Here is a 23,588-nt window from a genome sequence, read left to right as displayed (position 1 = left end):
AAGCCTCTGAGATTTTTCAGAGGCTGAAGCACCTGCCTGTGAGCTTGAACAGTTACTGGTCAAGGATGGCTCTGGAAATGACGATACGCTGAATTTCTGAGGTGCCCTCATAGATTTGAGTGATCTTGGCATCGCGCATCAGTCGTTCTACGTGAAATTCTTTTACATAGCCATATCCGCCGTGGACTTGCACAGCTTCGACCGTGGTTTTCATAGCTATTTCAGAGGCGAAGAGCTTGGCCATGGCACTTTCTTTGTCAAAGGGAAGACCTTGATCCTTGAGCCATGCAGCGCGAAGGGTCATCAGGCGGGCAGCCTCTATTTCAGTGGCCATATCGGCGAGCTTAAAGGCAACGGCCTGATGCTTATAGATTTCTTTGCCAAAGGCTTTGCGCTCTTTGCTGTACTTAAGGGCAAGCTCGTAGGCTCCTGAAGCGATTCCCAGTGCCTGGGCAGCAATCCCAATGCGTCCGCCGGAGAGGGTCTTCATGGCAAATTTGAATCCGAATCCGTCTTCGCCAATGCGATTTTCTTTGGGAACTTTCACATCTGTAAACATGAGCGAATGTGTATCGGAGCCACGTATGCCCATTTTTTCTTCTTTTTTACCTACGACAAAACCTTCCATGCCTCTTTCGACAATCAGGCAGTTGATTCCGCGATGGCCTTTTTCGGGGTGGGTTTGCGCCATGACCAGATATACGCTGGCCGAGTTGCCGTTGGTAATCCAGTTTTTGGTACCGTTGAGCAGGTAATAGTCGCCCATGTCGATGGCGGTGGTTTTTTGGGAGGTAGCATCACTACCGGCTTCAGGTTCGGAGAGGCAAAAGGCACCGATGATCTCACCTTTGGCCAGGGGAACCAGGTATTTTTGTTTCTGTTCTTCGGTTCCATATTTTTCCAGTCCCCAGCATACCAGTGAATTGTTGACACTCATACATACGGAAGCGGATGCATCGATCTTAGAAATTTCCTCCATGGCCAGTACATAGCTGATGGTATCCAGCCCTGCACCTCCGTATTTAGGATCGACCATCATGCCCATAAATCCGAGTTCACCCATTTTTTTAATTTGCTCGGCGGGGAATTTTTCATGAGTATCTCTTTCAATGACACCGGGCAACAGCTCATTCTGTGCAAAATCCCTTGCAGCCTGCTGGATCATTATGTGTTCTTCGGTCAGTTGAAAATTCATTTTTCTTCTCGTTTATCGATTGGTTATCCGGGCAAATGTAATGTCGATACAAGGGCTATTTATGACTTGTTCACCGAATTTTTCCAAAGTATTTTACCCGTATTATCTCGTATGATCCATTCATTTTCAGAGGCTTTGCGCAGCAGGTCAGGGTTGAGGTCGTTATTACGGGCTTTTCGGGCATCTCTGCAAAAGTCGCAGCACCCACAGGGTTGCGGGCGATGTTCGCCAAGATAGCGTAGCAGCATGGTCACCCGGCATTCAGTTGTGCTTTGATAGAAACTTTTAACTGCTTTCAGTCGGTCGAGGTAGTGTCGTTTTCTTTCGTTATATTCTTTATGATTGATGGTAAAGTATTTTTTTTCAATTCGATTGGTGAGCAATGTGATATATCCGTCTGTTTCTTTAGGGTGGTAGTCAGCGTCGCCGGTTCTGCTCAATTGGTACAGTACACGTCTGACCAGTTTTTCGGAGCGTTCTGCTGCATAGGCGATGCGGCTTTCTTCGATATCAACAGATGAATGCTTGACCCCTTCATAAAGTCTCAGGACTGCTTTTACCACATCTACCATATCCGAGTGGGCAGCATATCGCTTGTCAAAATCTCTGAAGTCCAGATACAGCTTTAATTTTGATTGTTGGAGTACTTCATCGTCAAGGGCAATATAACCTTCCCGCTCCAGCCAACTGAGGATTTCGTAACATTTGCTTTTGGGGAGATTGACATATTGTGCGAATTTCTGAATTGAAAATGGAAATTTATCCCATTGTCCTTGTCCGACAGCACATCGTAGAAATTCGTGGAGCTTTTGGTAGAGGGTGGTGATCTCATCGATGGTGGGATAGCCTGTTTGCAACAGTTGCTCTATTTTCCTGAGATCAGCTGCAGTGATAAAGGAGACTGCATAGGCCTTCTTTTCGTCACGGCCGGCTCTGCCGGCCTCTTGAAAGTATTCTTCAAGCGAGGGGACTATGTCGAGGTGGACCACCAGACGTACATCCGGTTTGTCGATTCCCATACCAAAAGCATTGGTCGCAGCCATTACCCGGATTTTATCGTCCATCCAGGCTTGTTGCTTTTCCTTTCGTAGCTGAGCCGGAAGCCCTGCATGATAAAAATCAGCGCTGATGCCTCTGGCTTTGAGTACTTGGGCCACTTCCGCGGTTTTTAGTCTTTGGCGCATAAATACAATTGCGCTTCCAGGTACGGCCCGCAAGGCTTCTATAAGAGCGTCAACCTTGTTTTCGACCAGACGGATGTTGTAGCTGAGATTGGGTCGGTGAAAGCTTTTTTTAAACACCTGATAGCCATTTCTGAAGTTGAGCGATCGAACGATGTCGTCCACGACCCGGGGTGTGGCTGTAGCTGTGAGTGCCAGGCAAGGAATGTCGATACCAAGGGCGTTTCTGAATTGAGCGATTTTCCTGTAGGCTGGTCTGAAATCGTGACCCCATTGGGAGATGCAGTGGGCTTCATCTACTGCTATCAAGGAAATTTTTTTAGCAGTGATTTTTTCCAGTACCAGGGGATGCAGGAGTCTTTCCGGGCTCAGATAGAGAAGTTTCAGATCTTCCCTCTCGCTGGAGTCGAGCACATCAATCCATTCCCGCTTCGAGAGATGTGAGGTGATGGCTGCTGCCTTTATTCCTTTCATTTTCAGGTTAGCTACCTGATCGTTCATCAGAGCTATCAAAGGAGATATAACAAGCGCCAACCCTGGCAGGCAAAGTGCCGGCACCTGGTAGCACAGCGATTTTCCTCCTCCCGTCGGAAGCAGAGCAAGGGTATCCACGCCGTTCATTGAGGAGGAAATAATTTCTTCCTGTAATGGCCGGAATGCATCAAACCCCCAATACTGTCGAAGTGCTTCTATCGGTGTCAACGTTCAAATTACTCCTGGTCTCAACAACAAAGGTACATGAGATCAATGGCTGTCAAGGAGGCAGATAAGTTTACTTCTGCGATGTATTGCACAGCACAATGCCCTACACGTATCCCTTCCGCTGTCCAAGACCGGGGATTTGATAGGTTGTAGAGTAGGAACGCGTATAGCATGCGAATTAAATATTGTTCTCTGCGCAACCAAAAAATGAATGTATCCTTTTCAATATCTCGGATTACTAAGGAAAATCGCCTATTCTAAAGCCCCTTCCATCTGATGTGCAACTACTAAAGGAACGATATCACGCATCAGCTGATTTTGAAATAGGAACCCAGGAAGTTTTTCACCGGCAAATCAAAAAACTTAGTTAAAACCAAAGCTTATTGGACTCTTTAATGGTGAATATTTTCCGTCAAAAAAAAATAAAAAATTTACAACAGTTTCAAATCTCTCAAATGTAAAAAAGAATGGACGGATATTTTCTAATTTTTCTATACGAATGTACCTAAGTACACTACTGGCCCTGATGTGAGTATGATCAAAACTAATGTAAAAGGATTTGGCAGATCTGGAGAAGAGTCGTGTACTTTGTACATGGTTTTCTTTACATGATGTTTAAGCTATCGTTGGAAAAACAAAACCAAACTTTGAAAACAACAGAAAAGTAGTACGAAATGTACAGGAGTTGGGTACGCTTAAGGAAATGTGTAAAATATTGATTAAGTTTGCTTTAGAATTTTTGATTGCTAATTTTGTCAACAAATTTTCTTGCTATGGCAATCAAAAAGCAATACTTTAAGACCAAAGATGTGTGCAAGGTGAGCTTCACCCTTGATGCTTCCGAAGTGCACAATGCTGAGACCGCCTCATTGGTTGGCGATTTCAATGGCTGGGACCCTTCTGCTCACCCGATGAAAAAGCTCAAGTCCGGTGGATTCAGCCTTCAGGTAGAGCTTCCAAAAGATTCTACGTATCAGTTTAGATACGTAATTAACGGAACCGACTACATCAACGACAGCCAGGCCGATGATCTGGTGCCGGCTGGTATAGGCGACGCACAAAACGGGGTTCTCAAACTGTAAGAATATCTCTGCTCCCTGAGCTAAATAGCCGGTAAGCCAGGATTCCTGCCGATACGGAGGCATTAAGGCTCTCGGCTTTTGAAAGTGGCGAAGGTGGGATGCTTACCAAAAAGTCTGGCAGAAGAGAAAAGTCTGTCAGTCCTTTTCCCTCATTGCCTATAACCAGACAAAAACGGGCTGGAACCGAAAACTGGTCAATAGGATGTCCGGTCATATGGGCAGCAAGGAGAGATATGTTTTCTTTTTTTAGATAATTCAACAGCTCATCAGGCCGGCATCTGATGATTGGGACCCTGTAGATACTTCCCATTGAAGCCTGAACTACTTTGGGTGAAAATGGATCGGTAGTGCCCGGTAAAATGACTACAGGTACCGGACCAAACCAATCCATTGAGCGAATGATAGTACCGAGATTTCCAGGGTCTTGCAGGGCATGAAGGGCAAAAAATTGTTTGGGTTGTAGTTGCTCAATATGGACTTCAGCAGGTATGTGGAATACGCCTAAATGAGTTGAGGGTGCTTCCAGTAGACTAATCGACGCCATATCCTTCGGGCTGATATATTGATAGGTATGGCTGTCTGTTTCATCGGTGGAGAGTAGTTTGTAAGGAATTGCGTTCGAAAGCAAGAGATCTTCTACTAATTTTTTTCCTTCGGCTACGAAAAGTTGGTGCTGATACCTGTATTTTTTAAGTCGTAGGGACCGTATCAGTTTGATTTCACTTTTAGAGAGCGGCATAGCTGACAACCAGGCTTTATAGGGTGTTCAAAAATAAAAAAGCCACCATTTGGGGCGGCTTCTTTCCAAATTAAGCAGATAATTTATTGGCCTTCGCCAGTCTTTTCAGTATTGTTTCGGCTTCTGCGCATCAAATCTTTGCGGTACTCTTTCTGCTGCTCCTGAGTGGCTTTTTGGGCATCATCAGAGGCCTGAGTCTTTTTTTCCCCAGGTTCCTGGGTCTGTGGCGTTTGAAGTTGTGTGCCTTGTTGCTGTATAGCTTCTTTTAGAGTAGTTGTTTGTCCGGGTTGTTCTTCCTGGCTGGTAGCAGTTCTTTTGGTACGGGAGCTTGTTTGCTGTTGCTGGGCGGGAGTTGACTGATCTGCATTTGCCTGGTCGGCACCATGGTGGTCTGTGTGTTGACCGTGGTCGTGATCGTGGTCGTGATGCGCATCCTCATTTTCTTCTTCGTACATCTCCGTGTTTTGTTCACTGGTTTCTTCCTCTTTTTGACTGGAATTGCAGGCGTAGAAGAGCGCTAATGCGGAGACAAAAGCAAAAATTTTAATTTTTTTCATGGGAGTAAACATTTTAACAAAGGTAATTAGATCTGCTTAAGAAATTCCTTGTTTTTAAGATTTAACATGCCGGTTTTTACAACTTCTGTAAAGTAAAGCAAATCATTGCAAAACTTTTTTGCATTGGTTTCAAATCTCAACGCTTCTGGAGAAGCCGGAGCTTTGACCACCGAATCGACCTGGCTTACGAGCAATCGGGTAGGACACAGGCATGCTCCCACATAGCTTGCGAAGGCAGCCATTTGATTCATGGCATTTTGGCCGCCAAGCGTACCAGATGTGACACTGACCAGGCCCATAGGTTTCCATTCGTATTCTTTTCTGAAGTAGTCAAGGGTGTTTTTAAGAGCTCCTGCCATTCCTCCGTTGTATTCCGGAGAAACGATGACCAGCGCATCAGCGCTTTTTAGCTGGGATGAAACCTTTTGGATGGCTTCCAGTTCCCGGCTGTCGAGAAAATCGTTGTCTTCATATACCGGTAGCTGGACTTCCCTGTTGTTGATCAGCAATACATCCAGATTGCGATCAATAGAGGTTAGTATATCTTTGATTCGCGTAGCCACGTAAACAGAATTGCTGTAACCGCGCGTAGCTCCGGAGAGGATGGTAATGTTCATTGCTTTGTGTTTACTTAGATACGGCATATGTGGTTCTTTTGTTTTCAGGCAACAGGCTACCATTCCTTGTCGCGATAGGGCTTGGTCGGATTGTTCCAGCGATGGATGGTATACACTGTGGAGATGGACAGAAAAGTGACCAGGCTTATCGGGTGCTGTGTCATGACAGCATTGCCATAGTTGGCCATCAGAATGCCGGCGTAGCCGGCCATGAGAGCCATGGATACATTGTGCTCTTCTGTGCCGGCAGGCATTTTCCAGATTTTCCAGATAGCTTTAAAGAGTATATACAGCCACATCCAAACATAAAACTGACGGCCGATAAGGCCGGTTTCCGCCCTGATTCGGGTGTAGAGACCATCGGGTTCAAAATCAGCCAGCCAGGTGCCAGGTGAAAATCTTTTACCCCAACTACCAGTAGTCCCCACACCTCCACCTATAGGTTTATCTCTAAGATATTCGGTCAGTCGTTTTCGATTTCGTTTTCGGGTGTTGAGTGAGGGATCGTCGCTATCCAGTGCTGTTCGAAGTCGATTGACCTCATAGTTGCTCTGGAGCAGAGTGGTGTATTTCAAGAATACAAAGCCGCTGATCATGACCAATGCTCCAGCCAGCAGAAGTCTCACATTTTTTGACATTACCAAAAAAGCTATGCCGCCCAATCCGGGTACAGCCAGTGCACCACGGGTGCCGCTGAGCATCATCGCATAAAAACCAAACAATGCCATCAAGAAGTAAAAGGTCTTCCTTACCCTGGAATAGGGTCCTAGAAAAAGCACCGCTGACACGATGCTTACATGCCCCATGGCTGCCCCAAAAGTGCCCGCATCAAAATAATAGGAAAAAATTCTCAGCTTGCCAAAGAGCACATGTGTGGTGGCCTCTCCGTCGTCCAGCCACTTTTGCTCAGCCGGAGATACTCCGATGAACTTTTGTTTAATGGCCCACAAAATGCCCAGGGCTGAGAAGGCGAGAAACAAATGAAGCCAGTTGTAAAAGTCTTTTTTACTATTGAACATCCAAAATCCCAGCCCGATGATCAGCAACTGGTACAATGCAATACCCCTCATGGAGTAAAACCAGGCCGCGAAGCTGTAGGCCAGTGGGTTGGCAACTTGTAGGATGATATAAGCCATCCATATGGTAAGAAGAAGCATTACATCATTGCTCAATGCCGAAAAATCAACCCGCCTCCAGTATTTCAGAATCACAACCACGTAGGTAAGTACAAGCAGGATGTCCACCCCCAATCCAAGGGGAGGCAGAGGAATGCCGTAATAATCGCCCCAGCGGTTGACCATCGGAAGCACAAAACTGATAACCAGGGAAGTATATATACCCAACTTGGGATACCTGAAAAACAGAAGAAAATAGGCGACCACTACCGGCAATGCCAATAGTACGGCCCCAATGGCGATGCCTTTTTTTGCGATGAGGACAGCAGTGAAAGCTGCTAAACCCAAAAAAGCCAACCATCGAAGCAGTTCTGCTACGACATCGTTTTGAAAGAATCGATTAATTCTGTCCTGCGTTTGAGACATGTTCTTCTTCGTCGTCTTTGAACTTTGGATTGATCAATTTTAAAAAATTGTCCAATTCCTCTGCCTCTAACTGATAATACATGTACTGAAGCAAGGTTTGCTGAGCATATAGAGATCTGCCTGAAATCTTAAAATCAGGCTTAATAACTCCTTCCGTATCCTTAAATACTTTGTGCTGTGAGTAGAAGAAAAACCTTACCAATCCGTCTGGCTGAGACCTGTCAATGTGAAAGATCAACTGCCTGTCATATTCTTTTTTTATCCGGATTTGAAGCAATGCTTTTTTCTGAACATTGGAGGGTTTGGTATGGCCAATTTCACCAGAATCGTAAATCTTTATTTTGAGCATCACATCTTCTTTCGGAGAGTTCAAAATACTTTGAATCCCTTCATCATCAAGTACATAATAGTATGCTCTGATTTCCTCTTTCCAACCTTTCTTCGTAGCTTCATATTTATAATACCCCACAGTGTAAAATTTGTACAATACATAGAGTTGGGTGTTGCCGTATTTGATTCGATGCATGTAGAGATATTTGATATTGTCTGTACCCAGAGAATTGTCTTTTACTTTAAAGCCCTCTTTATCTCTGGAATTTAGTCGAGCAGGAATTTTCATCGGGCTGCTGATCCACTGACCATCGATGCTGTACATAAAACCTGTAATGCCACGATCGATAAGAACATACTTTTTGCCAAGGGGTTCAATCAGAGGCTCCGGATTTTTGGGCTGACTTTGGGTGGACAAAAAACCAATGCACAACAGTATCAATTGGAATTGCTTCATTCCTTCGAAAAACTTTCACACAAAAATACCTCGATGTTGCTACTATCTAACTATTTTTTCTTCCAAAGGCTCAGTGTCAACAAACAATGTGCGGCTAAACTTAATTTTGAACACTTAACACCTTGAAAAATTTCGATACTACAGACTGCAATAACCCCTTTGCGCAGCATAAAAGTGGATTTTTTATTGCGAACCCATAGAACTTCTATGTAGAAAATCATTTATTGTATTTGAGGGGATTAAATACATTTACTGCCAGAATTTACCTGAATGAAATCCTTTCCGCTGGTAAGTGTCTTGTCTGTCAATTTTAATCAGACACAAATGACACTTGAGCTAATCGACTCACTAAAAAAAGTCAGCTACCCAAATGTAGAGATAGTTATCGTTGATAATGGCAGTGAGAAGGATTCTCCTGATGCAATACCGAAGACTTTTCCCGAAATAAAGTTTGTAAAAACTGGTAAAAACCTTGGCTTCGCCGGCGGCAATAACTTTGGTCTGAAGCACTGCACAGGAGAGTATATTTTTTTTGTCAACAACGATGTGCTGGTAACACCCGGATTTCTTGAACCTCTGGTCACACACTTCCAACAGCACCCCGAATGTGGTATGGCCAGTCCGCGAATAGTCTATCATCAGCCTCCCGGATTGCTGCAGTATGCCGGTACTACGCCAATCAATCCTTACACTGTGAGAAACAAAGGAATCGGCTACAAGGAGCCGGACGTGGGTCAATATCGCGATATACGACCTACTTCATACATTCATGGAGCTGCCATGATTGTCCCACGTAAAGTAATTGAAAAAGTAGGAGAAATGTACGAAGATTACTTTTTGTATTATGAAGAGGTGGACTGGAATGAACGAATCAGGAAGGCCGGCTATGAAATCTGGTATGTGGGCACATCGCAGATTATTCACCGCGAGTCTGTGTCAGTGGGCGGAATGAGTCCTCTCAAAGTATATTATCTCAACAGAAACAGACTCCTTTTTGCCAGGAGGAATTTCAGTGGCACACGATTGCTCTCGGCCTGGATTTTTTTTACCCTCGTCTCAATGCCTGTAAATACTTTTAGATTTCTGTCAAAAGGAGAATACAGATTGCTCAAAGCCCTCTGGAAAGCATTTTTTTGGAATCTGACACATTCGGCCAAAGTCAGGCCTTTGGTCGTTGAAAAAATTTAATGCGATGGCTCGAATCGGATTTGAAGCTCAGCGGATTTTCAGAAGAAAAAAGCACGGAATGGATTTCGTTGCCTTGGAATTGTTGAAAGCACTGAGAAAAATTGACAATGAAAATGAATATTTTATCTATGTAAATGAAGGCGATGACCCGTGCATCGAGTCCGGAGGCAATTTTCAGGTGATAGTGCATAAAGCGCCGTATCCGCTGTGGGAGCAAGTCTGGTTGCCTCGCCGTGCAGAGCGCGACCGGGTGCACTTGTTGCACTGCACTTCCAATACTGCACCGGTCTGGCACAGCATCCCGCTTTTGGTCACACTTCACGATGTCATCTACCTGGAAAAGTTTCCTTTGTTTGCTCCAGGATATACTCCCTACCAGCGATTTGGCAATATGTACAGGAGATGGGTTGTCAAAGCTGCCATACCTGCGGCCAACAGGGTACTTACCGTCAGTCAGTACGAGGTTGAAAATGTCCTGCGTTTTTTACCTTCCATCAAGGATAGACTATATGTGATATACAATGGAGTGGGCAGTCATTTCAAAAAAATTACCGATCGCCGGAAATTGCAGGAAGTGACCGAAAAATATCGCCTTCCGGAGAGGTACATCGTATTTCTGGGCAATACAGATCCCAAAAAAAATACAGAAAACACCCTGAAAGCATTTGCCGAATTCAGTAAACAATCAAATCAGTCACATAAATTGCTTTTGGGGGACCTCAATCGGGATTTTGTCAAGAACCTTTTGGAAAAAAATGGAATCCCTGAGATCATCGGTCAAATACATTTTACCGGCTATATCAAAAACACAGATTTACCGGCTATCTTGTCATTAGCCGATTTGTTTCTCTACCCTTCCATTCGGGAATCTTTTGGAATTCCAATACTGGAAGCAATGGCCTGTGGAACTCCGGTGATTACAAGCAATGTGACTTCAATGCCTGAGGTGGCTGGTCAGGCAGCACTGTTGGTAGATCCTCACAATCCTTCTATCATCGCCTCCGCTATCCGGAAAGTTCTTAGAGATCAGGAATTAAAAAACACATTGATAGAGCGCGGATATGAAAGAGCCAAAACATTCAAATGGGAAAACTCAGCCTCCCAACTGGTGAACCATTATAAACAACTAACATAAATTCCCATTGTATGCCCCGGTTTGTCTTGCCACGCAGCGTAAAGCAACATCTGATATGGCTCAAAAAACCAATCGAGACCATTCCTGAAAATCAATGGACCTACTGGCGCAACAAGTTGACCCAACTAAATCATCCAAATCCCGAAATATCTGTCGTTCTCATTGCCAGAAATGAAGAAGATCGGATATTGTGTACTCTGTCAAGTGTAGCCGAATTTGATACTTCCATACCGATCGAACTTTTGGTGGTAAACAACGATTCCTCAGACAAAACAACAGAAATACTTAGACGACTTGGAGTCAAGACCATAGTGGAAAAGAAAGTCGGGGCAGGTCCAGCTCGGCAATGTGGTTTGTCTCAGGCAAAAGGTAAGTATGTCGTAACAGGTGATACAGATACCGTATATCTTCCAGATTGGCACATTCAAATGACGGCTCCCTTGGTCTCAGAACCAAAAGTATCAGGCACTTACTCCATGCACGTACTCTACACAGACGACATGCTGTATCCGGTGGAACTACATATTTATCAATACCTTAAACACGCGAATAAATTTTTACACAGCCTCAAAAGGCCACATCTCAATTGTGGTGGTGCATCTATGGCTTTTCGAAGAGAAGATGCCTTGGCAGCGGGAGGCTACAATATCGACTTAATCCGATGGGAAGATGGCTCCTTGGCATTCGAACTCAGTAAAAAAGGCAAATTAAAAATGGTCAAAAGTCGTCGGGCTTACATTTACACCAGCAACCGACGTATGAGAGCTGATGGCAAAATTGGCCGGGCTTTTTTTATCCGCGTAAAAAAACAGTTAAACAACTTCACTGATTATTTTACCCAATTGAGAAATTAACACAGCTACCATGTTGAGACTGTCCAGATTTTACGTGCCGTTACCAATAAGGGCGTACCTAAAGCTCAGAAAAATCCCTTTCGAACAGGTAGATCCGACAATTTTTGAGTCTATTCACCAAAAATTCAAAAAGTTTCAGCCAGCTGACCCTCTAATTTCGATAGTGTTAATCGCCTGGAATGAACAAGAAAACATATTGCCAACCCTGGCCAGTTTGGCAGATATTGAGAGCAAGTATCCGATTGAAATCATTGTAGTCAATAACAACAGCACCGACAAGACTCAGGAATTTCTCGACAGATGTGGCGTGAAGTCAGTTTTCGAACCAACACCTGGAATTGCCCGGGCACGAAACGCTGGACTAAAAGCTGCTAAAGGCAAATTTGTAATTTCAGGAGATGTAGACACCATTTACCAGCCCAAATGGCCGGAGCTGATGATTCAACCCATGCTCAAAGACAGCCACGTGGTCTGTACCTATAGCCTTCATGTGTTTTACGACGACGACAATCAGTATCCCATATCGCTTTACATCTATCAATACATCAAACTTTTAGGTGTTTATCTGAAAAATTTTAAAAGACCTCACCTCAACTGCGGAGGTGCCAGTAGCGCGTATGTCAGAGATGTCGCCTTGCAAATTGGCGGTTACGACGAAAGACTGAAAAGAGGTAGTGATGGGACTTTGGCCTTTGAACTCAGTAAATTTGGCAAGATTCGAATGGTACCATCGGCAAAAGCTTTTATTTACACATCTGCCAGGCGGATGAAAGCCGATGGACCGATAGCAAAAGCGCTTTGGATCCGTTTGAAATACAATCTCAAATATTTCACGCATTACTTTTCTGCTCAGAAAAAAAGATAAAACATGGAAACGGTTTTTTGGCTTTTGCTCTTCATTGTGTTTTATGCCTATGTGGGCTATGGAATGATACTCTTTATTCTCTTGAGAATAAAGCGCTTATTTAGCAAAAAGACCACACCTGAACGCAACGAAGTCTTTGAGCCTACGGTCACACTGGTCGTGCCAGCTTACAATGAGGAAGATTTTATTCTTAAAAAAGTAGAAAACTGTCTCCAGCTCGATTATCCGAAAGATAAATTTGAAATCATTTTTATCACAGATGGATCTACGGATCGCACTAAAGAGCTACTTGAAAAAGATGGAAGGGTTAAAGTGCTGCACGAAGACAGAAGGGCCGGCAAGGCAGCCGCCGAAAACAGGGCGATGAGGTTTGTAAAATCCGACATAGTAGTATTTTGTGATGCCAATACACTGCTCAATAAAAATGCGATTCGCGAATTGGTAAAACACTATAAAGACCCTGAAGTAGGGGCTGTAAGTGGAGAGAAAAGGATCATGAATCAAGAAGCAGAGGGCGCATCAGCAGCCGGTGAAGGGCTGTATTGGAAGTATGAAAGCACCTTAAAAAAAATGGATTCGGAAATGCGCACCGTAGTAGGAGCGGCCGGAGAACTCATTTCCTTTAGGACCGATCTGGTGGAGGACCTGGAAGAAGACACAATACTGGACGATTTCATGCAAAGCATGCGCATTGCATTAAAAGGATATAGAGTGATATATGAGCCTGAAGCATATGCTATGGAAACAGCCTCAGCCGATGTAAAGGAAGAGCTAAAGCGCAAAGTTCGAATTTGTGCCGGAGGATGGCAAAGCATGTCAAGGCTATTGCCTGCATTCAATGTTTTCAGACATCCGTTGCTGACATTCCTTTACACATCTCACCGGGTACTCAGATGGAGTATTGCTGCTTTTGTATTGCCGATAATTTTTATACTGAACATTTTTTTAGCAAACAGGGGGGGAGTCTATGTTTTTCTCCTAATTGCTCAGATAATTTTTTACGTACTGGCTCTCCTGGGATGGTATCTTCAAAGCAAAAAAATGAAAGTAAAATTGCTGTTTGTTCCGTTTTACTTCACGCTGATGAATTATGCTGTGTTTGCTGGATTTTTCAGATGGTTGAGGGGAACACAAAAAGCAACCTGGGAACGCGCCAGGCGTGCCACTATTTAATTTTTGTTCACATGAATGGATAATGAGAATCAAAAGAAAAAGAGCCCTTCCCGCTTTTCCAAACTTTTATTGCTTTTGGAAGATGTAAAAATTGTACTCGAAATCATCTATGTCATTGTTTTTTTATTCTTTTTTCTCTTTCTGTTGTTGGAATTAAAGAGATATTATTCCATAGATGTTTTCCCCGGATATGATACGGCAATCGACGATCTGTATGGAGCTATGAAAGGGATAATTTCTGAGCTTTTCAAAAAATTATTTGGGGAAGAAGTCAAAATTTGATAGCATTCAGTTTTTCATAAAGCAATTGCTTTTTATCAGATGCCAAGGATACTTCTTTGCCATTGTCCATGACCAATCCTCCATCGTTTCTCAGAATTTTTTTTATCCTGTTCAGATTTACGATATAGGACCGATGAGTTCGTAAAAAAGGTCCAATGTTTTGTAATTTTTCAAATTCCAGCAATTTGCGGCTTAAAAAAAGTTTCGAACCATCTGCAAGATAAATTTCAGTATAGGAACTGTCCGCCTTCAGAAACACAATATCGTTTAGCCTGACCACCGCCTGACCATCGCTGGAGGGAAGTACGAGTTTTGCTTCTTCAGGATTCTTAATATTTGCAATCAGAGCATTTAGCCGCTCTCTTTCTATGGTGATATCATTGTTTAAAGTGGCTTTCAATTTGGTAATTGCCCTGGAAAGAGCCTCTGGAGATATGGGTTTGAGGATGTAGTCGACGGCACTGAGCTCAAATGCTGTGACGGCATATTCGCTGTAAGCAGTTACAAAGATTATTTTGAAATGTATATTGCCTTCCGGAAAGAACTCAAATATTTGGGTCCCGTTGTATTCCGGCATTTCTACGTCCAAAAAAACTACTGTGGGATTTAAATCCGAGATAAGTCTGACGGCTTCAGGTAGAGTTTTAGCCTCACCTACTACTTCGATTTCAGGAAAATATTCCGAGAGCAAGCTGTGCAATACATTTCTTGCATGTAGTTCATCATCTACAATTAAGGCTGTTATTTTGATATCTTCCATAGAGATTCGTTTTCAGGATTCAAGGTCAAATTCGATTGGTATACTTAAGATTACAGTAGTGCCGGAGGGCTGGTTATTCAGGTCAACCTTATCAAATATCTGTAACACAATCTTTCGTTTAAGACGCGAATTTATTAATTGTATTCTATTTCGGATAGCTTCCAGTGCAAATGATGACTTTTTTACATTTCTCCGGGCATTGATTTCTTCAGCTTTTTTTCGTCCAATCCCATTGTCGTCTACTATGATGCGAATGTCGTTGTTGGTACCCTTTTCTACTTTGATCAGGAGTCTTTTTTCATCTCTTTTGTGCATAAGCCCGTGTTTTATCGAGTTTTCAACAAAAGGCTGTATGAAAAATCCGGGAATTTCAGGATTTAAATATTTAAGTTCATTGTCAACTTCTATGCTGTATTTAAAGTCCTCACCAAGTCGAAGCTTTTCGAGCTCAAGATATAACTCAATGACATTCAGCTCTTCAACGAGTGAAATATTTTCGTTTTCCGATAAGTCTAGCACCTTACGCATCAATTCTGAAAATTTTGTCAAATAACTGCTAGCTGAACGTTTGTCTCCAATGTAGATCAGACTTTGTATGGAATTGAGAATATTGTAGACAAAATGTGGATTCATCCGGGACCTTAATGCTGTGAGTTTTGAAATTCTAATTTGACTATTCAATAATTCTTTTTTCCTGGATTTTTGCTCATTGAAGTAAATAATGAGAGCTGATGCCATGACCATCAATATCAGCATAACTACAAAGAAATACGTCGAATAATAAAAAGGTTTCGGAACGGATACGCTTATGCTTGCCAGGTTTGAAATGATTTTTCCCGTTTGGTCAACAACGCTCAACTCCAATAAATGATCCCCTGACTCCATGTAGGGAAAAAAGATTTTGTTGGCATCTGCAATGATAAAATTCCAGTTTGTATCAATATCCTTTATGCGGTAAGCTATACGAATGCCAGCAGATTCACCTAGACATAAATAGTCAAACTCTACGAAGAAACTGTTGTTTTTGAGTTTTACAGAAGGTGAATTTAAATTATATTTTTTTGCCTTAAGGTCTGAAATGCCTGTTACAAATATTTTGGATAAAATCTTTTTGTCTGACTTGATCGGACTAACAATAATTTTATTACTGAAGAAAAAGTAAATGAAATCGTCTTCTATTTCCACATCACTCACTTGCATATCTGAAGCGCTTAAAATACTCGATACATCGAATATTTCATACGATTTTTGGTCAATCAGCAATGCCCCGTTTCTAAAGATGACAAGAACATAGGGTTTGTAATATTTTAGTTTTACAATGGAATTGTTTTCCGGAAAAATATACTTCAAATCAAAAGTTTTTTTATGAAAATCCAGATAATATACATCGATAGTCGAATGATTAGTTGCTACCCAATATTTATTTTCTGAGTCTGCTATTAGGTCAACACCTTTGATTCTTTTGCCTGTGGATTTATCGGTTACTTCTACCAAAGTATCTCTTTTGTATTTTAATAGTCCATCCAGTGATAAGATATATATAGAACTATCCAACCAAACGGCTCTTTTTGCTCTGGACTCATGTAGAAGTGTAAGACATTCGATAAATTTTTTCTTTTGATTGAGTGCCATACAATCTTTTCCCGCTGGCTGGTAATACACTCGATTGTTTAATAAAAAAACTTTTTCTCCGAGTGGTGTTGTAATCATGTCATTTCCCAGATACATAAATGTATACGATTGGGATTTCAAATCAATTTTTCCATATTTAAAGTACACATGATCGTCGTCTTTCGTGTAGTGTAGAAACTTTATGTCATCTACGCCAAACCTGCCCAGGTAATGAAATAGATTGTTCTTAAAATCTATTTTGTAAAATCTATTTTGACTGGATGCACTTATAAACTTATTTCGGTCTAATTTTGTGGTAAATGCAAATTCATCGTTAATTGGAAGGGTGAATTTTTTCTTGTCCTCTGTCTTCCATGTAATCAGCTTTCCATCTAAAGATGTGGCCCAGTAGTTTCCTACTCTATCTATCATTATATCGCTGATTTTCTTATCCTTTATTATCTGTTTAAAAATACCCTTCTTTGGATGATATGAAAAGAGACCTGAGGATGAACAAAAGAAGAATTCACTTCCAATTTTATTCATTTTAAATGTAGTGATTTCACTGTTTTGAAAAACTTCAAAATAATTTTGAAGTACATTGTTTTTAAATATGTAAACAGGGGAATTCAAATCTCTGCACTTAATATAAATATTTTCTTGATCTGAGGTAATTATCCATTTGCAATAATATGGCAATTCGTATGTTAAAAAATTTCCATCAGGATTAATTTTATATAAGTATTTTCCAGAAGTTGTAATAAATACAGATTTTTTGTGGATATGCAATTGAGAAAATTCTTTTACAGTCTCATCTTTTGTGTCTGGATCAATTCTGTGAAGAATATCAAAATTTCTATTTAAAATAAATAGTGCTTTATCCGTAAGTAAGTATATTTTTCCATCTTTTTCAGCCAAATCCAGGAAAGTATATTTATTGCTTTTAATGCCAAGTATATCTTTTTTAAAAAATGTATTATTTATTACCTCAAAAACTCCTTCATAAAAATTAATCGCCATAACCCTTTTGTCACTTAAAAATGTAATGGAATTAAATGAAGGGTCTAGCAATTCACCATCATTGATCTTTTGAAAATTAATTCCATTATATCTAAACATTCCCCGGTCAGTTGATAGATAGATAAAACCCAAGGAATCCGTATTAATGGAATAGATAGGCGTATTGAACGAACCACTAAATACGCTGATTTCTTGAGTGAATATATCGGGAGCAGGAATTTGCTGACTCTGACCGATGGCTGTCAGGTTCAAAACGATGGAAATAAAAAGCGACACTAGTGGGTTTCTCATCGTTTTATCAATGGATGAAAGTATTTTTGCCATGTACTTATGGCAAAGAAAATCATCCTTTACCTTTCAGGTGTCATTTTAGGCGTCTTTCTTGTAAATTTTTTATTTGGTGGAAGAAATATTTCGTGTACCTACTTTCCGCAGGACAGAGTAGTGGATAACCTTCGTCGAAAAAGCTTTACCTGGTCCGAGTTTGCTTTATGTCAGGTAAACAGGCTAGAAATGAAGGGGTTGTTGGATGTTGATAGTCTACTTGGTGTGTCAAAAGTTCTCTTCAGCGAAAGTAGGATTAGAGGCGTTGACTGTCCGGAATATTTGTTCGAATCCAAAGGGGTTGATAAGGTATATTTCGTCGTTCGTAATTGTGTAGAGGAGGCAATTATTATTTACATGGATACAACTAAAACTACCAGTGTACGATGTCCTTAATATTTATCTTTTTAAAAGTTGCATTTATTGGTATAGCACACGATTTTTATATGAGTGTTTCCACAATTTCGATTTATGGAGATAAGGCTGTTTTGGAAATAAAAGTGTTTAAGGATGACCTGGAAAAGGTTTTGGATGTTTCATTGGATGATTTGAGTGTTAATATAAAGGAAAAGGTCTTTGAATATTTCAGGGAAAACTTTAAAATTTCTTCGAATGATAATGATGTGAAAATACATTTTAAAAATGTGACAGACCAGGGGGAATCTGTTGTTGTCACTTCCGAATTTCACTTTGAAGAGAACCAGAAGTTAACAGTGACAAATACCATATTTTTATCTGAATTTGCCAATCAGATAAATATTGTCTACTTGAAGAGGCAAGCAAAAACAAATACTGTCATTTTTTATCGAAATAGAAAAACGCATACATTCTGAAAATGGAAAATTTTTCAGTATATTTTTGGTTGGGGTATGGACATATAACAGACCTGGCTGCATTAGACCATATTCTATTTCTTTTAGTGCTGATAGTCAGGTATCAGCCCAGGGAGTTGCTAAACATACTGATCGTTGTTACCCTTTTTACCATAGGGCATTCACTTACCTTAATTGTCTCAGCATTGCAGTTGTATCAGCCTTCAAAAGTTTGGATAGAATTTTTTATACCAATTACTATTGTAATTACGGCAGTAAGTAATCTTGTAGCACTTGAAAAAAAGTCAGCAAAGCTTGCTCGATGGACTTCCTTTTTCTTTGGTTTAATCCATGGTTTTGGTTTTTCCAATTACTACTCGATGCTTACAGAATCAACGGATTCTTTTTGGTCTGCTTTGATTCCTTTTAATCTTGGTATTGAGTGGGGGCAACTAGTGGTTGTGGCTTTTATACTGGGAATATCGTTATTGGTTCAGAATTTACTAAATTATAAACACAGGGATTGGTTGATTTTTGTATCAGGAGGAGGGTTTTCATTGGCACTCTGGCTTGCATTGGAAAATGCACCGTTTTAGTCTGAAATCTCCTCAAATTCAAAGAGGTTTTTTAGATGTTTGAGGAGTTTTTCTTCAATTTCAGTTAATGGAATATATTGATTGGTTTCCTTGGCCATAGAGGTGACGCTTTTTCCTTTGATTCCACAGGGAATTATATAGTCAAACCAACTCAAATCCGTGTTAACATTAAGAGCCAGACCGTGCATGGTAATCCATCGGGCTGCTCTCACACCCATAGCGCAGATTTTTCTTGGATTTTTTCCTTTCGGGTCGAGCCATACACCGGTTTCACCCGGTGACCTTTCACCTTGAACCCCATAATCTGCCAGGGTATTGATGACGGCTTCTTCCAGATATCGCAAGTAGCGGTGAATGTCGGTAAAGAATTGGTCGAGGTCAAAAATCGGATAGACGACAAGCTGTCCATGTCCGTGAAAGGTGACATCACCGCCTCTGTTGATGTGAAATATTTGTGCACCTTTGCTTGTGTAGAATTCCTCTGGATAAATCAGATTGCCTGAATTGGCACTTTTACCTAGGGTGTACACCGGTGGATGCTCTACGGTAATGAGATAGTTGACCGGAAAGAAGTCTGTTTGACCCTTTCGACGGAGCAGTTTGCCTTGTTCTACGACCTTGAACAAAGCCTCTTGCTCTGCCCAGGCAGTGGCATATTCGGTGAGTCCCCGGCGAAGAATTTTAACTTTTCGCCTTGTGCTTTGTAGCTCTGTCAATTGAAATTGGCTAATTCACCTTTTAGTTGGTTTATGGCTGATATATCCATTACATCTACCCCGTTCAACTCGCTTAGATAATACGAAATCCAATCTGTAATATGGATGAGGTAAAAGAAAGCTCTCAGTGGAGTTTCGCCTTCGGAGTGGATGTGAAAAACTCCAGAGGTAAAGTTCTGGATGATGTTTGAGCTTATTTCTGTCCTTTTGGCGTTTCTGTTGTCGTCAAAGGGGGTATGGATGAATATGGCTGCAAAGTGTTCGTCCCCGCCTTTCCATCCGACCAGTTCGTTGTGGTTCATTTCGGGAACCGTTCCGTTCCATGCAAGCATTTTTGAATTTTCATTGAGTTGTTGTCTGAACCGCTCTGCCAGACTTCCGAATCCGCTGCAGGCATATACAGCCGGTATTTTTTTATGCAGTCTCACAGCTATGTATCTAGCTTGTGATTGGATTTTTTCCCTGAATTCGAGGAGATAATTGGAGCTGAGTATGATATCGTTATCCAAGGCCAGCCTGGAAATTCCGTAATATGCCAGCATGTAGAGCTGATATACCAGGCTGTATCCAATCATAGATCGCGGAGGGTTGCCCTCTGGCATCTGCAGGTAATTGTAGTTTTTGCTTTTGGCCATTTGGAGGAGTGTGCCACCGGATGTGATAATGGCGATTTCGCAGCTGTGCTCTTCGGCTTCTGCCAGTGCAGCGAGGGTTTCTTCAGTTTCACCGCTGTAGCTGCAGGCAATAACCAGAGTATTTTCGTCAGCAAAAGCCGGCAGGTGGTAATCTTTATTGACGATGATGGGAATTTCAGCATGAGGCGACAGGAGGTCTTGCACCATAGAGGCACCAATTCCGCTGCCTCCTAATCCGGTAATGATCACATTCTTTATTGCTCTATTGGACTGCTTGAACGAGGCCTTCTTCGCAGTGATCATTGCATCTACCAGATGTTTGGGAAAATTTTCAATCAGAGTTAGCATTTTAAAAGGTATTTTTTAACATGTGGCGAAATTAGAGACAAATACAATATCCCATGGTGAATGCTTCAGGAATCAGCCATTAATTGCCTCTACATCCTTGACCAAAGTAGGAAGCAACCTCTGTAGCAGCGACAAAATCCCGTTTTTGAGAGTCAGTGTAGATGATGGACACCCCGAACAGGCGCCCCGAAGCACAACTTTCACGATGCCATCCTTGTAGCCTGCGAAGGCAATGTTTCCGCCGTCTTGTTCGACGGCTGGCTTTACATATTCATCTAAGATCTCCACGATGCGACGTTCAACCTCATCTAATGTGTCCGGATCAGGCAGTTCAATGCCGGAAAGGCTGTAGGAACTATGTGTACCGGAATCCGGCTCATTTATATCGGATGATTTTGCTGCCGGAAGCACTACAGCCCTCCCTTCTGCCAGGTATTGGTAAATAAACTCTCTGATTTCCTGAACTACTTCGTTCCAGTCTGTGATGTTGTATTTGGCAATAGCGATAAAATTGGCAGTGATAAATACTTCTTTTACAAATGGAAAATGAAATAACTGACTGGCCAAAGGTGAGATCTGAGCCTCTTCAATGTTTTTAAACTCATAAGCCCCTTCTTCTACCAGCATTTTGTTGGCTACAAATTTCATTACCGCGGGGTTGGGTGTGCTTTCGGCATAGACGCTTACTGGTATTTTTTTGGTTTGCATTAGTCAAATCTTTAAATCAGTACAAAAGTATCTGGTATTGGTTCGATTGAGAGTGTACTAAAATACCTTTGTACACTGATTTCACACTTTTATAATGGCAATAGTAAAATCTGTTAATGGCAAGTCACCTCGCTTTGGAAGCAACTGCTTTCTGGCTGACACCGCTGTAGTAGTTGGTGATGTGGTGATGGGTAACGAGTGTTCTGTATGGTTCAATGCTGTGGTACGAGGTGATGTCCATTACATCAAAATGGGAAACAGAGTAAATGTGCAGGACAATGCGACCATTCACTGCACTTATCAAAAAGCACCCACCAATATTGGCAACAATGTTTCAATCGGTCACAATGCCATAGTTCATGGATGCACCATTTTCGACAACGTGCTTATAGGTATGGGAGCTATTGTGATGGATGGCTGTGTGATCGAAAGCAACTGTATCATCGCAGCAGGTGCTGTAGTGCTGGAAGGTACCAGAGTTCCTTCCGGTAGTATCTTAGCGGGTGTACCGGCAAAAAAAGTTAAAGATCTCGATCAATCCCTCTTTGAAGGTGAAATAATGAGAATCGCCAACAATTACGTGATGTATGCTTCATGGTTTAAATAAATTTTTTAGGATGAATAAAAATGTAGTTGCTCTGGTGCTTCTTGCACTTCTTGCCATTCCGGTTTTTGGACAAAAAGCACTAAAGAATCCGGAATTTGCCATTGTTTCGGTCTATGAGCCACCCCAATCGGATGTATTGAGGACGGCTCTGCAGCTTCACACAGCCCAGACCGATGTAGACAGAAAGCTCACCGATATGAAAAACATGGGGTTGATTGCAGAAATTTCTGCCGCATCAACTGCAAAGGCAGAGTTGAGACAGCTGATTTCACCCAACTTTACAACGGCAGCAGAGGTGTTAAATGCGGCTGCTTCACAAGGCTGGATACTGCATTCGGCATATAGTCAAGATGTTCAGGGTTTTCCTATGCATGTGTTTGTACTTTACAGAAAGAAAAAGAAAAAATAGTTGAAATTCAATCTTTTAACGGCTTTTCCTACGGTCCATTGGAATCACAATTGGGAGAGGCAGCACGAATTGATTTTCCGATTGAGCCGGAAGTTTCAAGCGGTTAACATTCACCAACCCTATGGATTGATCAATTATTCATTGCCACATGTATTGAAAAAGTTTAAAGACTATTGGGTCAACAGACAAAAAATTGAAAAAGGATTGCTTGCCAATCCTACAGCGGAAAACTTTCACTTTGTAAATCATTTCTACCTGCCAATTCATTATACCTGGTGGAGCGATTGCATCAATTATCAACTTGTAAGCAGTAAAGCATTCCCGCCGGAGGAGTCTTTGATTTACTCTGGATATGTCAATGGATTTATGTTCAAATATTTTCAAAAGGGAGGATTTAAGTGGCTTGATTTGTTTGCCCGACGTCAAAAGATGTCTGAGCTATCTGTAAAAGCAAAAAACTTGGAGGCAAAAGCAGTTGAAACAGCTGATCTGGTCACTGCAGACAATGTGAATACCATATCGGATTACATGAGTATTCGAAAAGATATCCTATATCTGCCACAAGGTGTGGATGCAGGAAGATTTTACCCAACTACAGGAATGGAATCTATAAAATCCCTTGCCAAAGGATATAAAGGAATAGCCGGATACATGGGCACTGATCTAGCAGTGGACCTTCAATTGCTCAGTGAGGTGATCAGACTTTGTCCTGAAATATTCTTTGTATTTATTGGAAATTTTAAAAACTCGACTAAGACGGCTCTAAATGTGTATAAGAATGTAGTATTCACCGGCAGGATTGGGTATTTCGAGCTGAATGAAGCAGTCAATAGTCTCGACATTGGAATCATTCCATATTTAATCAATGAAAAAACTTCTGGAGTTTTCCCAACTAAATACTATGAATACCTGGCGTGTAACAAACCAGTAATTACAACTCCACTGCCTGACCTGGTCGATAAAAATTCACTTCATGTGATTGTAGCAGAAGATGCCAGAAGCTGGAGAGATGCGATGTATTTTCTTTTAAAAAAACCATACGAACCCAATGCACCTATCTCAGAGGCTATGCACAACACATGGGCCAGAAGACTGGAACTGCTGGAGGGATATTTGCCGTTGTAACTGTTCAGCCCAAACTCCT

Annotated in this window: 25 protein-coding genes; 13 read left to right on the top strand and 12 right to left on the bottom strand. The window is 41.6% G+C overall.

Annotated elements, in window-relative coordinates; all coding sequences use genetic code 11:
• Nucleotides 1-52: 52 nt before the first annotated feature.
• Both DES35_RS10005 and DES35_RS10000 read right to left on the bottom strand, forming a co-directional pair.
• Entirely contained in the window at nucleotides 53-1,195 is a 1,143-nt protein-coding gene (locus DES35_RS10005; protein WP_037359895.1) for an acyl-CoA dehydrogenase, read from the bottom strand.
• A gap of 59 nt (nucleotides 1,196-1,254) precedes the next feature.
• Entirely contained in the window at nucleotides 1,255-3,078 is a 1,824-nt protein-coding gene (locus DES35_RS10000; protein WP_114366485.1) for a RecQ family ATP-dependent DNA helicase, read from the bottom strand.
• A 773-nt stretch (nucleotides 3,079-3,851) separates the two neighbouring features.
• Between DES35_RS10000 and DES35_RS09995 the strand changes: the two genes are divergently transcribed.
• The gene (locus DES35_RS09995; protein WP_037359897.1) at nucleotides 3,852-4,160 is read left to right on the top strand and encodes an isoamylase early set domain-containing protein; all 309 of its coding nucleotides are present in this window, start codon (nucleotides 3,852-3,854) and stop codon (nucleotides 4,158-4,160) included.
• On the opposite strand, the gene DES35_RS09990 is transcribed toward DES35_RS09995, so the two are convergent.
• From DES35_RS09990 to DES35_RS09970, 5 genes are all read right to left on the bottom strand, one after another.
• The gene (locus DES35_RS09990) at nucleotides 4,150-4,899 is read right to left on the bottom strand and encodes a TrmH family RNA methyltransferase (RefSeq protein WP_051889383.1); all 750 of its coding nucleotides are present in this window, start codon (nucleotides 4,897-4,899) and stop codon (nucleotides 4,150-4,152) included. The genes DES35_RS09995 and DES35_RS09990 overlap by 11 nt on opposite strands.
• Nucleotides 4,900-4,982: 83 nt before the next feature.
• Nucleotides 4,983-5,456, bottom strand: a complete 474-nt coding sequence (locus tag DES35_RS09985; RefSeq protein ID WP_125039463.1) for a hypothetical protein — start codon at nucleotides 5,454-5,456, stop codon at nucleotides 4,983-4,985.
• A 26-nt stretch (nucleotides 5,457-5,482) separates the two neighbouring features.
• Nucleotides 5,483-6,073 carry an NADPH-dependent FMN reductase gene (locus tag DES35_RS09980; protein WP_160171994.1) on the bottom strand — a complete coding sequence of 197 codons (591 nt, stop codon included), beginning with the start codon at nucleotides 6,071-6,073 and terminating at the stop codon, nucleotides 5,483-5,485.
• A 56-nt stretch (nucleotides 6,074-6,129) separates the two neighbouring features.
• Nucleotides 6,130-7,614, bottom strand: a complete 1,485-nt coding sequence (locus tag DES35_RS09975; protein WP_051889384.1) for an O-antigen ligase family protein — start codon at nucleotides 7,612-7,614, stop codon at nucleotides 6,130-6,132.
• The gene (locus tag DES35_RS09970; protein ID WP_114366484.1) at nucleotides 7,589-8,401 is read right to left on the bottom strand and encodes a hypothetical protein; all 813 of its coding nucleotides are present in this window, start codon (nucleotides 8,399-8,401) and stop codon (nucleotides 7,589-7,591) included. The genes DES35_RS09975 and DES35_RS09970 overlap by 26 nt, the downstream gene beginning before the upstream one ends.
• A 270-nt stretch (nucleotides 8,402-8,671) precedes the next feature.
• Between DES35_RS09970 and DES35_RS09965 the strand changes: the two genes are divergently transcribed.
• The 6 genes from DES35_RS09965 to DES35_RS09940 are packed head-to-tail and all read left to right on the top strand — an operon-like array spanning nucleotide 8,672 to nucleotide 13,898.
• Nucleotides 8,672-9,589: a glycosyltransferase family 2 protein gene (locus tag DES35_RS09965; protein ID WP_114366483.1), complete on the top strand. Its 918-nt coding sequence runs from the start codon at nucleotides 8,672-8,674 to the stop codon at nucleotides 9,587-9,589.
• A gap of 4 nt (nucleotides 9,590-9,593) precedes the next feature.
• The gene (locus DES35_RS09960) at nucleotides 9,594-10,724 is read left to right on the top strand and encodes a glycosyltransferase family 4 protein (protein WP_114366511.1); all 1,131 of its coding nucleotides are present in this window, start codon (nucleotides 9,594-9,596) and stop codon (nucleotides 10,722-10,724) included.
• 11 nt (nucleotides 10,725-10,735) lie between these two features.
• On the top strand, nucleotides 10,736-11,578 hold the full coding sequence (locus DES35_RS09955) for a glycosyltransferase family 2 protein (protein WP_051889385.1): 843 nt from the start codon (nucleotides 10,736-10,738) through the stop codon (nucleotides 11,576-11,578).
• Between the two features lie 10 nt (nucleotides 11,579-11,588).
• A complete protein-coding gene (locus DES35_RS09950; RefSeq protein ID WP_037359907.1) occupies nucleotides 11,589-12,443 on the top strand; it encodes a glycosyltransferase family 2 protein in 855 nt (284 codons plus the stop codon).
• A 3-nt stretch (nucleotides 12,444-12,446) separates the two neighbouring features.
• Nucleotides 12,447-13,616 carry a glycosyltransferase family 2 protein gene (locus tag DES35_RS09945; protein WP_037359909.1) on the top strand — a complete coding sequence of 390 codons (1,170 nt, stop codon included), beginning with the start codon at nucleotides 12,447-12,449 and terminating at the stop codon, nucleotides 13,614-13,616.
• A 15-nt stretch (nucleotides 13,617-13,631) separates the two neighbouring features.
• On the top strand, nucleotides 13,632-13,898 hold the full coding sequence (locus DES35_RS09940; RefSeq protein ID WP_037359911.1) for a hypothetical protein: 267 nt from the start codon (nucleotides 13,632-13,634) through the stop codon (nucleotides 13,896-13,898).
• Here the strand turns inward: DES35_RS09940 and DES35_RS09935 are convergent.
• Together DES35_RS09935 and DES35_RS09930 are read right to left on the bottom strand one after the other, a co-directional pair.
• On the bottom strand, nucleotides 13,888-14,658 hold the full coding sequence (locus DES35_RS09935; protein ID WP_051889386.1) for a LytR/AlgR family response regulator transcription factor: 771 nt from the start codon (nucleotides 14,656-14,658) through the stop codon (nucleotides 13,888-13,890). The genes DES35_RS09940 and DES35_RS09935 overlap by 11 nt on opposite strands.
• 12 nt (nucleotides 14,659-14,670) lie before the next feature.
• The gene (locus DES35_RS09930) at nucleotides 14,671-17,580 is read right to left on the bottom strand and encodes a sensor histidine kinase (protein ID WP_170125735.1); all 2,910 of its coding nucleotides are present in this window, start codon (nucleotides 17,578-17,580) and stop codon (nucleotides 14,671-14,673) included.
• A gap of 39 nt (nucleotides 17,581-17,619) precedes the next feature.
• Here DES35_RS09930 and DES35_RS09925 point away from each other — a divergent pair, with 39 nt between their 5' ends.
• From DES35_RS09925 to DES35_RS09915, 3 genes are read left to right on the top strand one after another with little or no spacing between them, the layout of a single operon-like run.
• The gene (locus DES35_RS09925; RefSeq protein WP_037359913.1) at nucleotides 17,620-18,009 is read left to right on the top strand and encodes a hypothetical protein; all 390 of its coding nucleotides are present in this window, start codon (nucleotides 17,620-17,622) and stop codon (nucleotides 18,007-18,009) included.
• The gene (locus tag DES35_RS09920) at nucleotides 18,000-18,446 is read left to right on the top strand and encodes a DUF6702 family protein (RefSeq protein ID WP_037359914.1); all 447 of its coding nucleotides are present in this window, start codon (nucleotides 18,000-18,002) and stop codon (nucleotides 18,444-18,446) included. Before DES35_RS09925 ends, DES35_RS09920 begins: the two co-directional genes overlap by 10 nt.
• A 2-nt stretch (nucleotides 18,447-18,448) precedes the next feature.
• Entirely contained in the window at nucleotides 18,449-19,021 is a 573-nt protein-coding gene (locus DES35_RS09915; protein ID WP_037359916.1) for a HupE/UreJ family protein, read from the top strand.
• On the opposite strand, the gene lipB is transcribed toward DES35_RS09915, so the two are convergent.
• The 3 genes from lipB to DES35_RS09900 all read right to left on the bottom strand — a co-directional run bounded on the left by lipB (nucleotide 19,018) and on the right by DES35_RS09900 (nucleotide 21,428).
• Nucleotides 19,018-19,737 (bottom strand): lipoyl(octanoyl) transferase LipB, encoded by a 720-nt coding sequence (lipB, locus tag DES35_RS09910; protein WP_114366481.1) that lies wholly within the window; start codon nucleotides 19,735-19,737, stop codon nucleotides 19,018-19,020. The two genes, DES35_RS09915 and lipB, sit on opposite strands and share 4 nt — an antisense overlap.
• Nucleotides 19,734-20,720 (bottom strand): bifunctional phosphoglucose/phosphomannose isomerase, encoded by a 987-nt coding sequence (locus tag DES35_RS09905; protein ID WP_037359920.1) that lies wholly within the window; start codon nucleotides 20,718-20,720, stop codon nucleotides 19,734-19,736. Before DES35_RS09905 ends, lipB begins: the two co-directional genes overlap by 4 nt.
• A gap of 72 nt (nucleotides 20,721-20,792) precedes the next feature.
• Nucleotides 20,793-21,428, bottom strand: a complete 636-nt coding sequence (locus DES35_RS09900; RefSeq protein WP_037359922.1) for a NifU family protein — start codon at nucleotides 21,426-21,428, stop codon at nucleotides 20,793-20,795.
• 94 nt (nucleotides 21,429-21,522) lie between these two features.
• Here DES35_RS09900 and DES35_RS09895 point away from each other — a divergent pair, with 94 nt between their 5' ends.
• The 3 genes from DES35_RS09895 to DES35_RS09885 are packed head-to-tail and all read left to right on the top strand — an operon-like array spanning nucleotide 21,523 to nucleotide 23,569.
• Nucleotides 21,523-22,035, top strand: a complete 513-nt coding sequence (locus tag DES35_RS09895) for a gamma carbonic anhydrase family protein (protein WP_037359924.1) — start codon at nucleotides 21,523-21,525, stop codon at nucleotides 22,033-22,035.
• A gap of 10 nt (nucleotides 22,036-22,045) precedes the next feature.
• Nucleotides 22,046-22,444, top strand: coding sequence for a hypothetical protein (locus DES35_RS09890; RefSeq protein ID WP_037359926.1), 399 nt, complete (start codon nucleotides 22,046-22,048; stop codon nucleotides 22,442-22,444).
• Entirely contained in the window at nucleotides 22,445-23,569 is a 1,125-nt protein-coding gene (locus DES35_RS09885) for a glycosyltransferase (protein ID WP_051889388.1), read from the top strand.
• The last annotated feature ends 19 nt before the right edge of the window (nucleotides 23,570-23,588 follow it).

This window comes from Schleiferia thermophila, assembly GCF_003337435.1.
Taxonomy (GTDB): Bacteria; Bacteroidota; Bacteroidia; order Flavobacteriales; family Schleiferiaceae; genus Schleiferia; species Schleiferia thermophila.
This window is presented reverse-complemented; position numbering and strand designations above follow the sequence as displayed.

Bases quoted from the DNA above. Each gene is read 5' to 3' on its own strand.
- DES35_RS10005 (WP_037359895.1), bottom strand. From the start codon at position 1,195: ATGAATTTTCAACTGACCGAAGAACACATAATGATCCAGCAGGCTGCA.
- DES35_RS09995 (WP_037359897.1), top strand. From the start codon at position 3,852: ATGGCAATCAAAAAGCAATACTTTAAGACCAAAGATGTGTGCAAGGTG.
- DES35_RS09990 (WP_051889383.1), bottom strand. From the start codon at position 4,899: ATGCCGCTCTCTAAAAGTGAAATCAAACTGATACGGTCCCTACGACTT.
- DES35_RS09985 (WP_125039463.1), bottom strand. From the start codon at position 5,456: ATGAAAAAAATTAAAATTTTTGCTTTTGTCTCCGCATTAGCGCTCTTC.
- DES35_RS09980 (WP_160171994.1), bottom strand. From the start codon at position 6,073: ATGAACATTACCATCCTCTCCGGAGCTACGCGCGGTTACAGCAATTCT.
- DES35_RS09975 (WP_051889384.1), bottom strand. From the start codon at position 7,614: ATGTCTCAAACGCAGGACAGAATTAATCGATTCTTTCAAAACGATGTC.
- DES35_RS09970 (WP_114366484.1), bottom strand. From the start codon at position 8,401: ATGAAGCAATTCCAATTGATACTGTTGTGCATTGGTTTTTTGTCCACC.
- DES35_RS09965 (WP_114366483.1), top strand. From the start codon at position 8,672: ATGAAATCCTTTCCGCTGGTAAGTGTCTTGTCTGTCAATTTTAATCAG.
- DES35_RS09960 (WP_114366511.1), top strand. From the start codon at position 9,594: ATGGCTCGAATCGGATTTGAAGCTCAGCGGATTTTCAGAAGAAAAAAG.
- DES35_RS09955 (WP_051889385.1), top strand. From the start codon at position 10,736: ATGCCCCGGTTTGTCTTGCCACGCAGCGTAAAGCAACATCTGATATGG.
- DES35_RS09950 (WP_037359907.1), top strand. From the start codon at position 11,589: ATGTTGAGACTGTCCAGATTTTACGTGCCGTTACCAATAAGGGCGTAC.
- DES35_RS09945 (WP_037359909.1), top strand. From the start codon at position 12,447: ATGGAAACGGTTTTTTGGCTTTTGCTCTTCATTGTGTTTTATGCCTAT.
- DES35_RS09940 (WP_037359911.1), top strand. From the start codon at position 13,632: ATGGATAATGAGAATCAAAAGAAAAAGAGCCCTTCCCGCTTTTCCAAA.
- DES35_RS09935 (WP_051889386.1), bottom strand. From the start codon at position 14,658: ATGGAAGATATCAAAATAACAGCCTTAATTGTAGATGATGAACTACAT.
- DES35_RS09930 (WP_170125735.1), bottom strand. From the start codon at position 17,580: ATGAGAAACCCACTAGTGTCGCTTTTTATTTCCATCGTTTTGAACCTG.
- DES35_RS09925 (WP_037359913.1), top strand. From the start codon at position 17,620: ATGGCAAAGAAAATCATCCTTTACCTTTCAGGTGTCATTTTAGGCGTC.
- DES35_RS09920 (WP_037359914.1), top strand. From the start codon at position 18,000: ATGTCCTTAATATTTATCTTTTTAAAAGTTGCATTTATTGGTATAGCA.
- DES35_RS09915 (WP_037359916.1), top strand. From the start codon at position 18,449: ATGGAAAATTTTTCAGTATATTTTTGGTTGGGGTATGGACATATAACA.
- DES35_RS09905 (WP_037359920.1), bottom strand. From the start codon at position 20,720: ATGCTAACTCTGATTGAAAATTTTCCCAAACATCTGGTAGATGCAATG.
- DES35_RS09900 (WP_037359922.1), bottom strand. From the start codon at position 21,428: ATGCAAACCAAAAAAATACCAGTAAGCGTCTATGCCGAAAGCACACCC.
- DES35_RS09895 (WP_037359924.1), top strand. From the start codon at position 21,523: ATGGCAATAGTAAAATCTGTTAATGGCAAGTCACCTCGCTTTGGAAGC.
- DES35_RS09890 (WP_037359926.1), top strand. From the start codon at position 22,046: ATGAATAAAAATGTAGTTGCTCTGGTGCTTCTTGCACTTCTTGCCATT.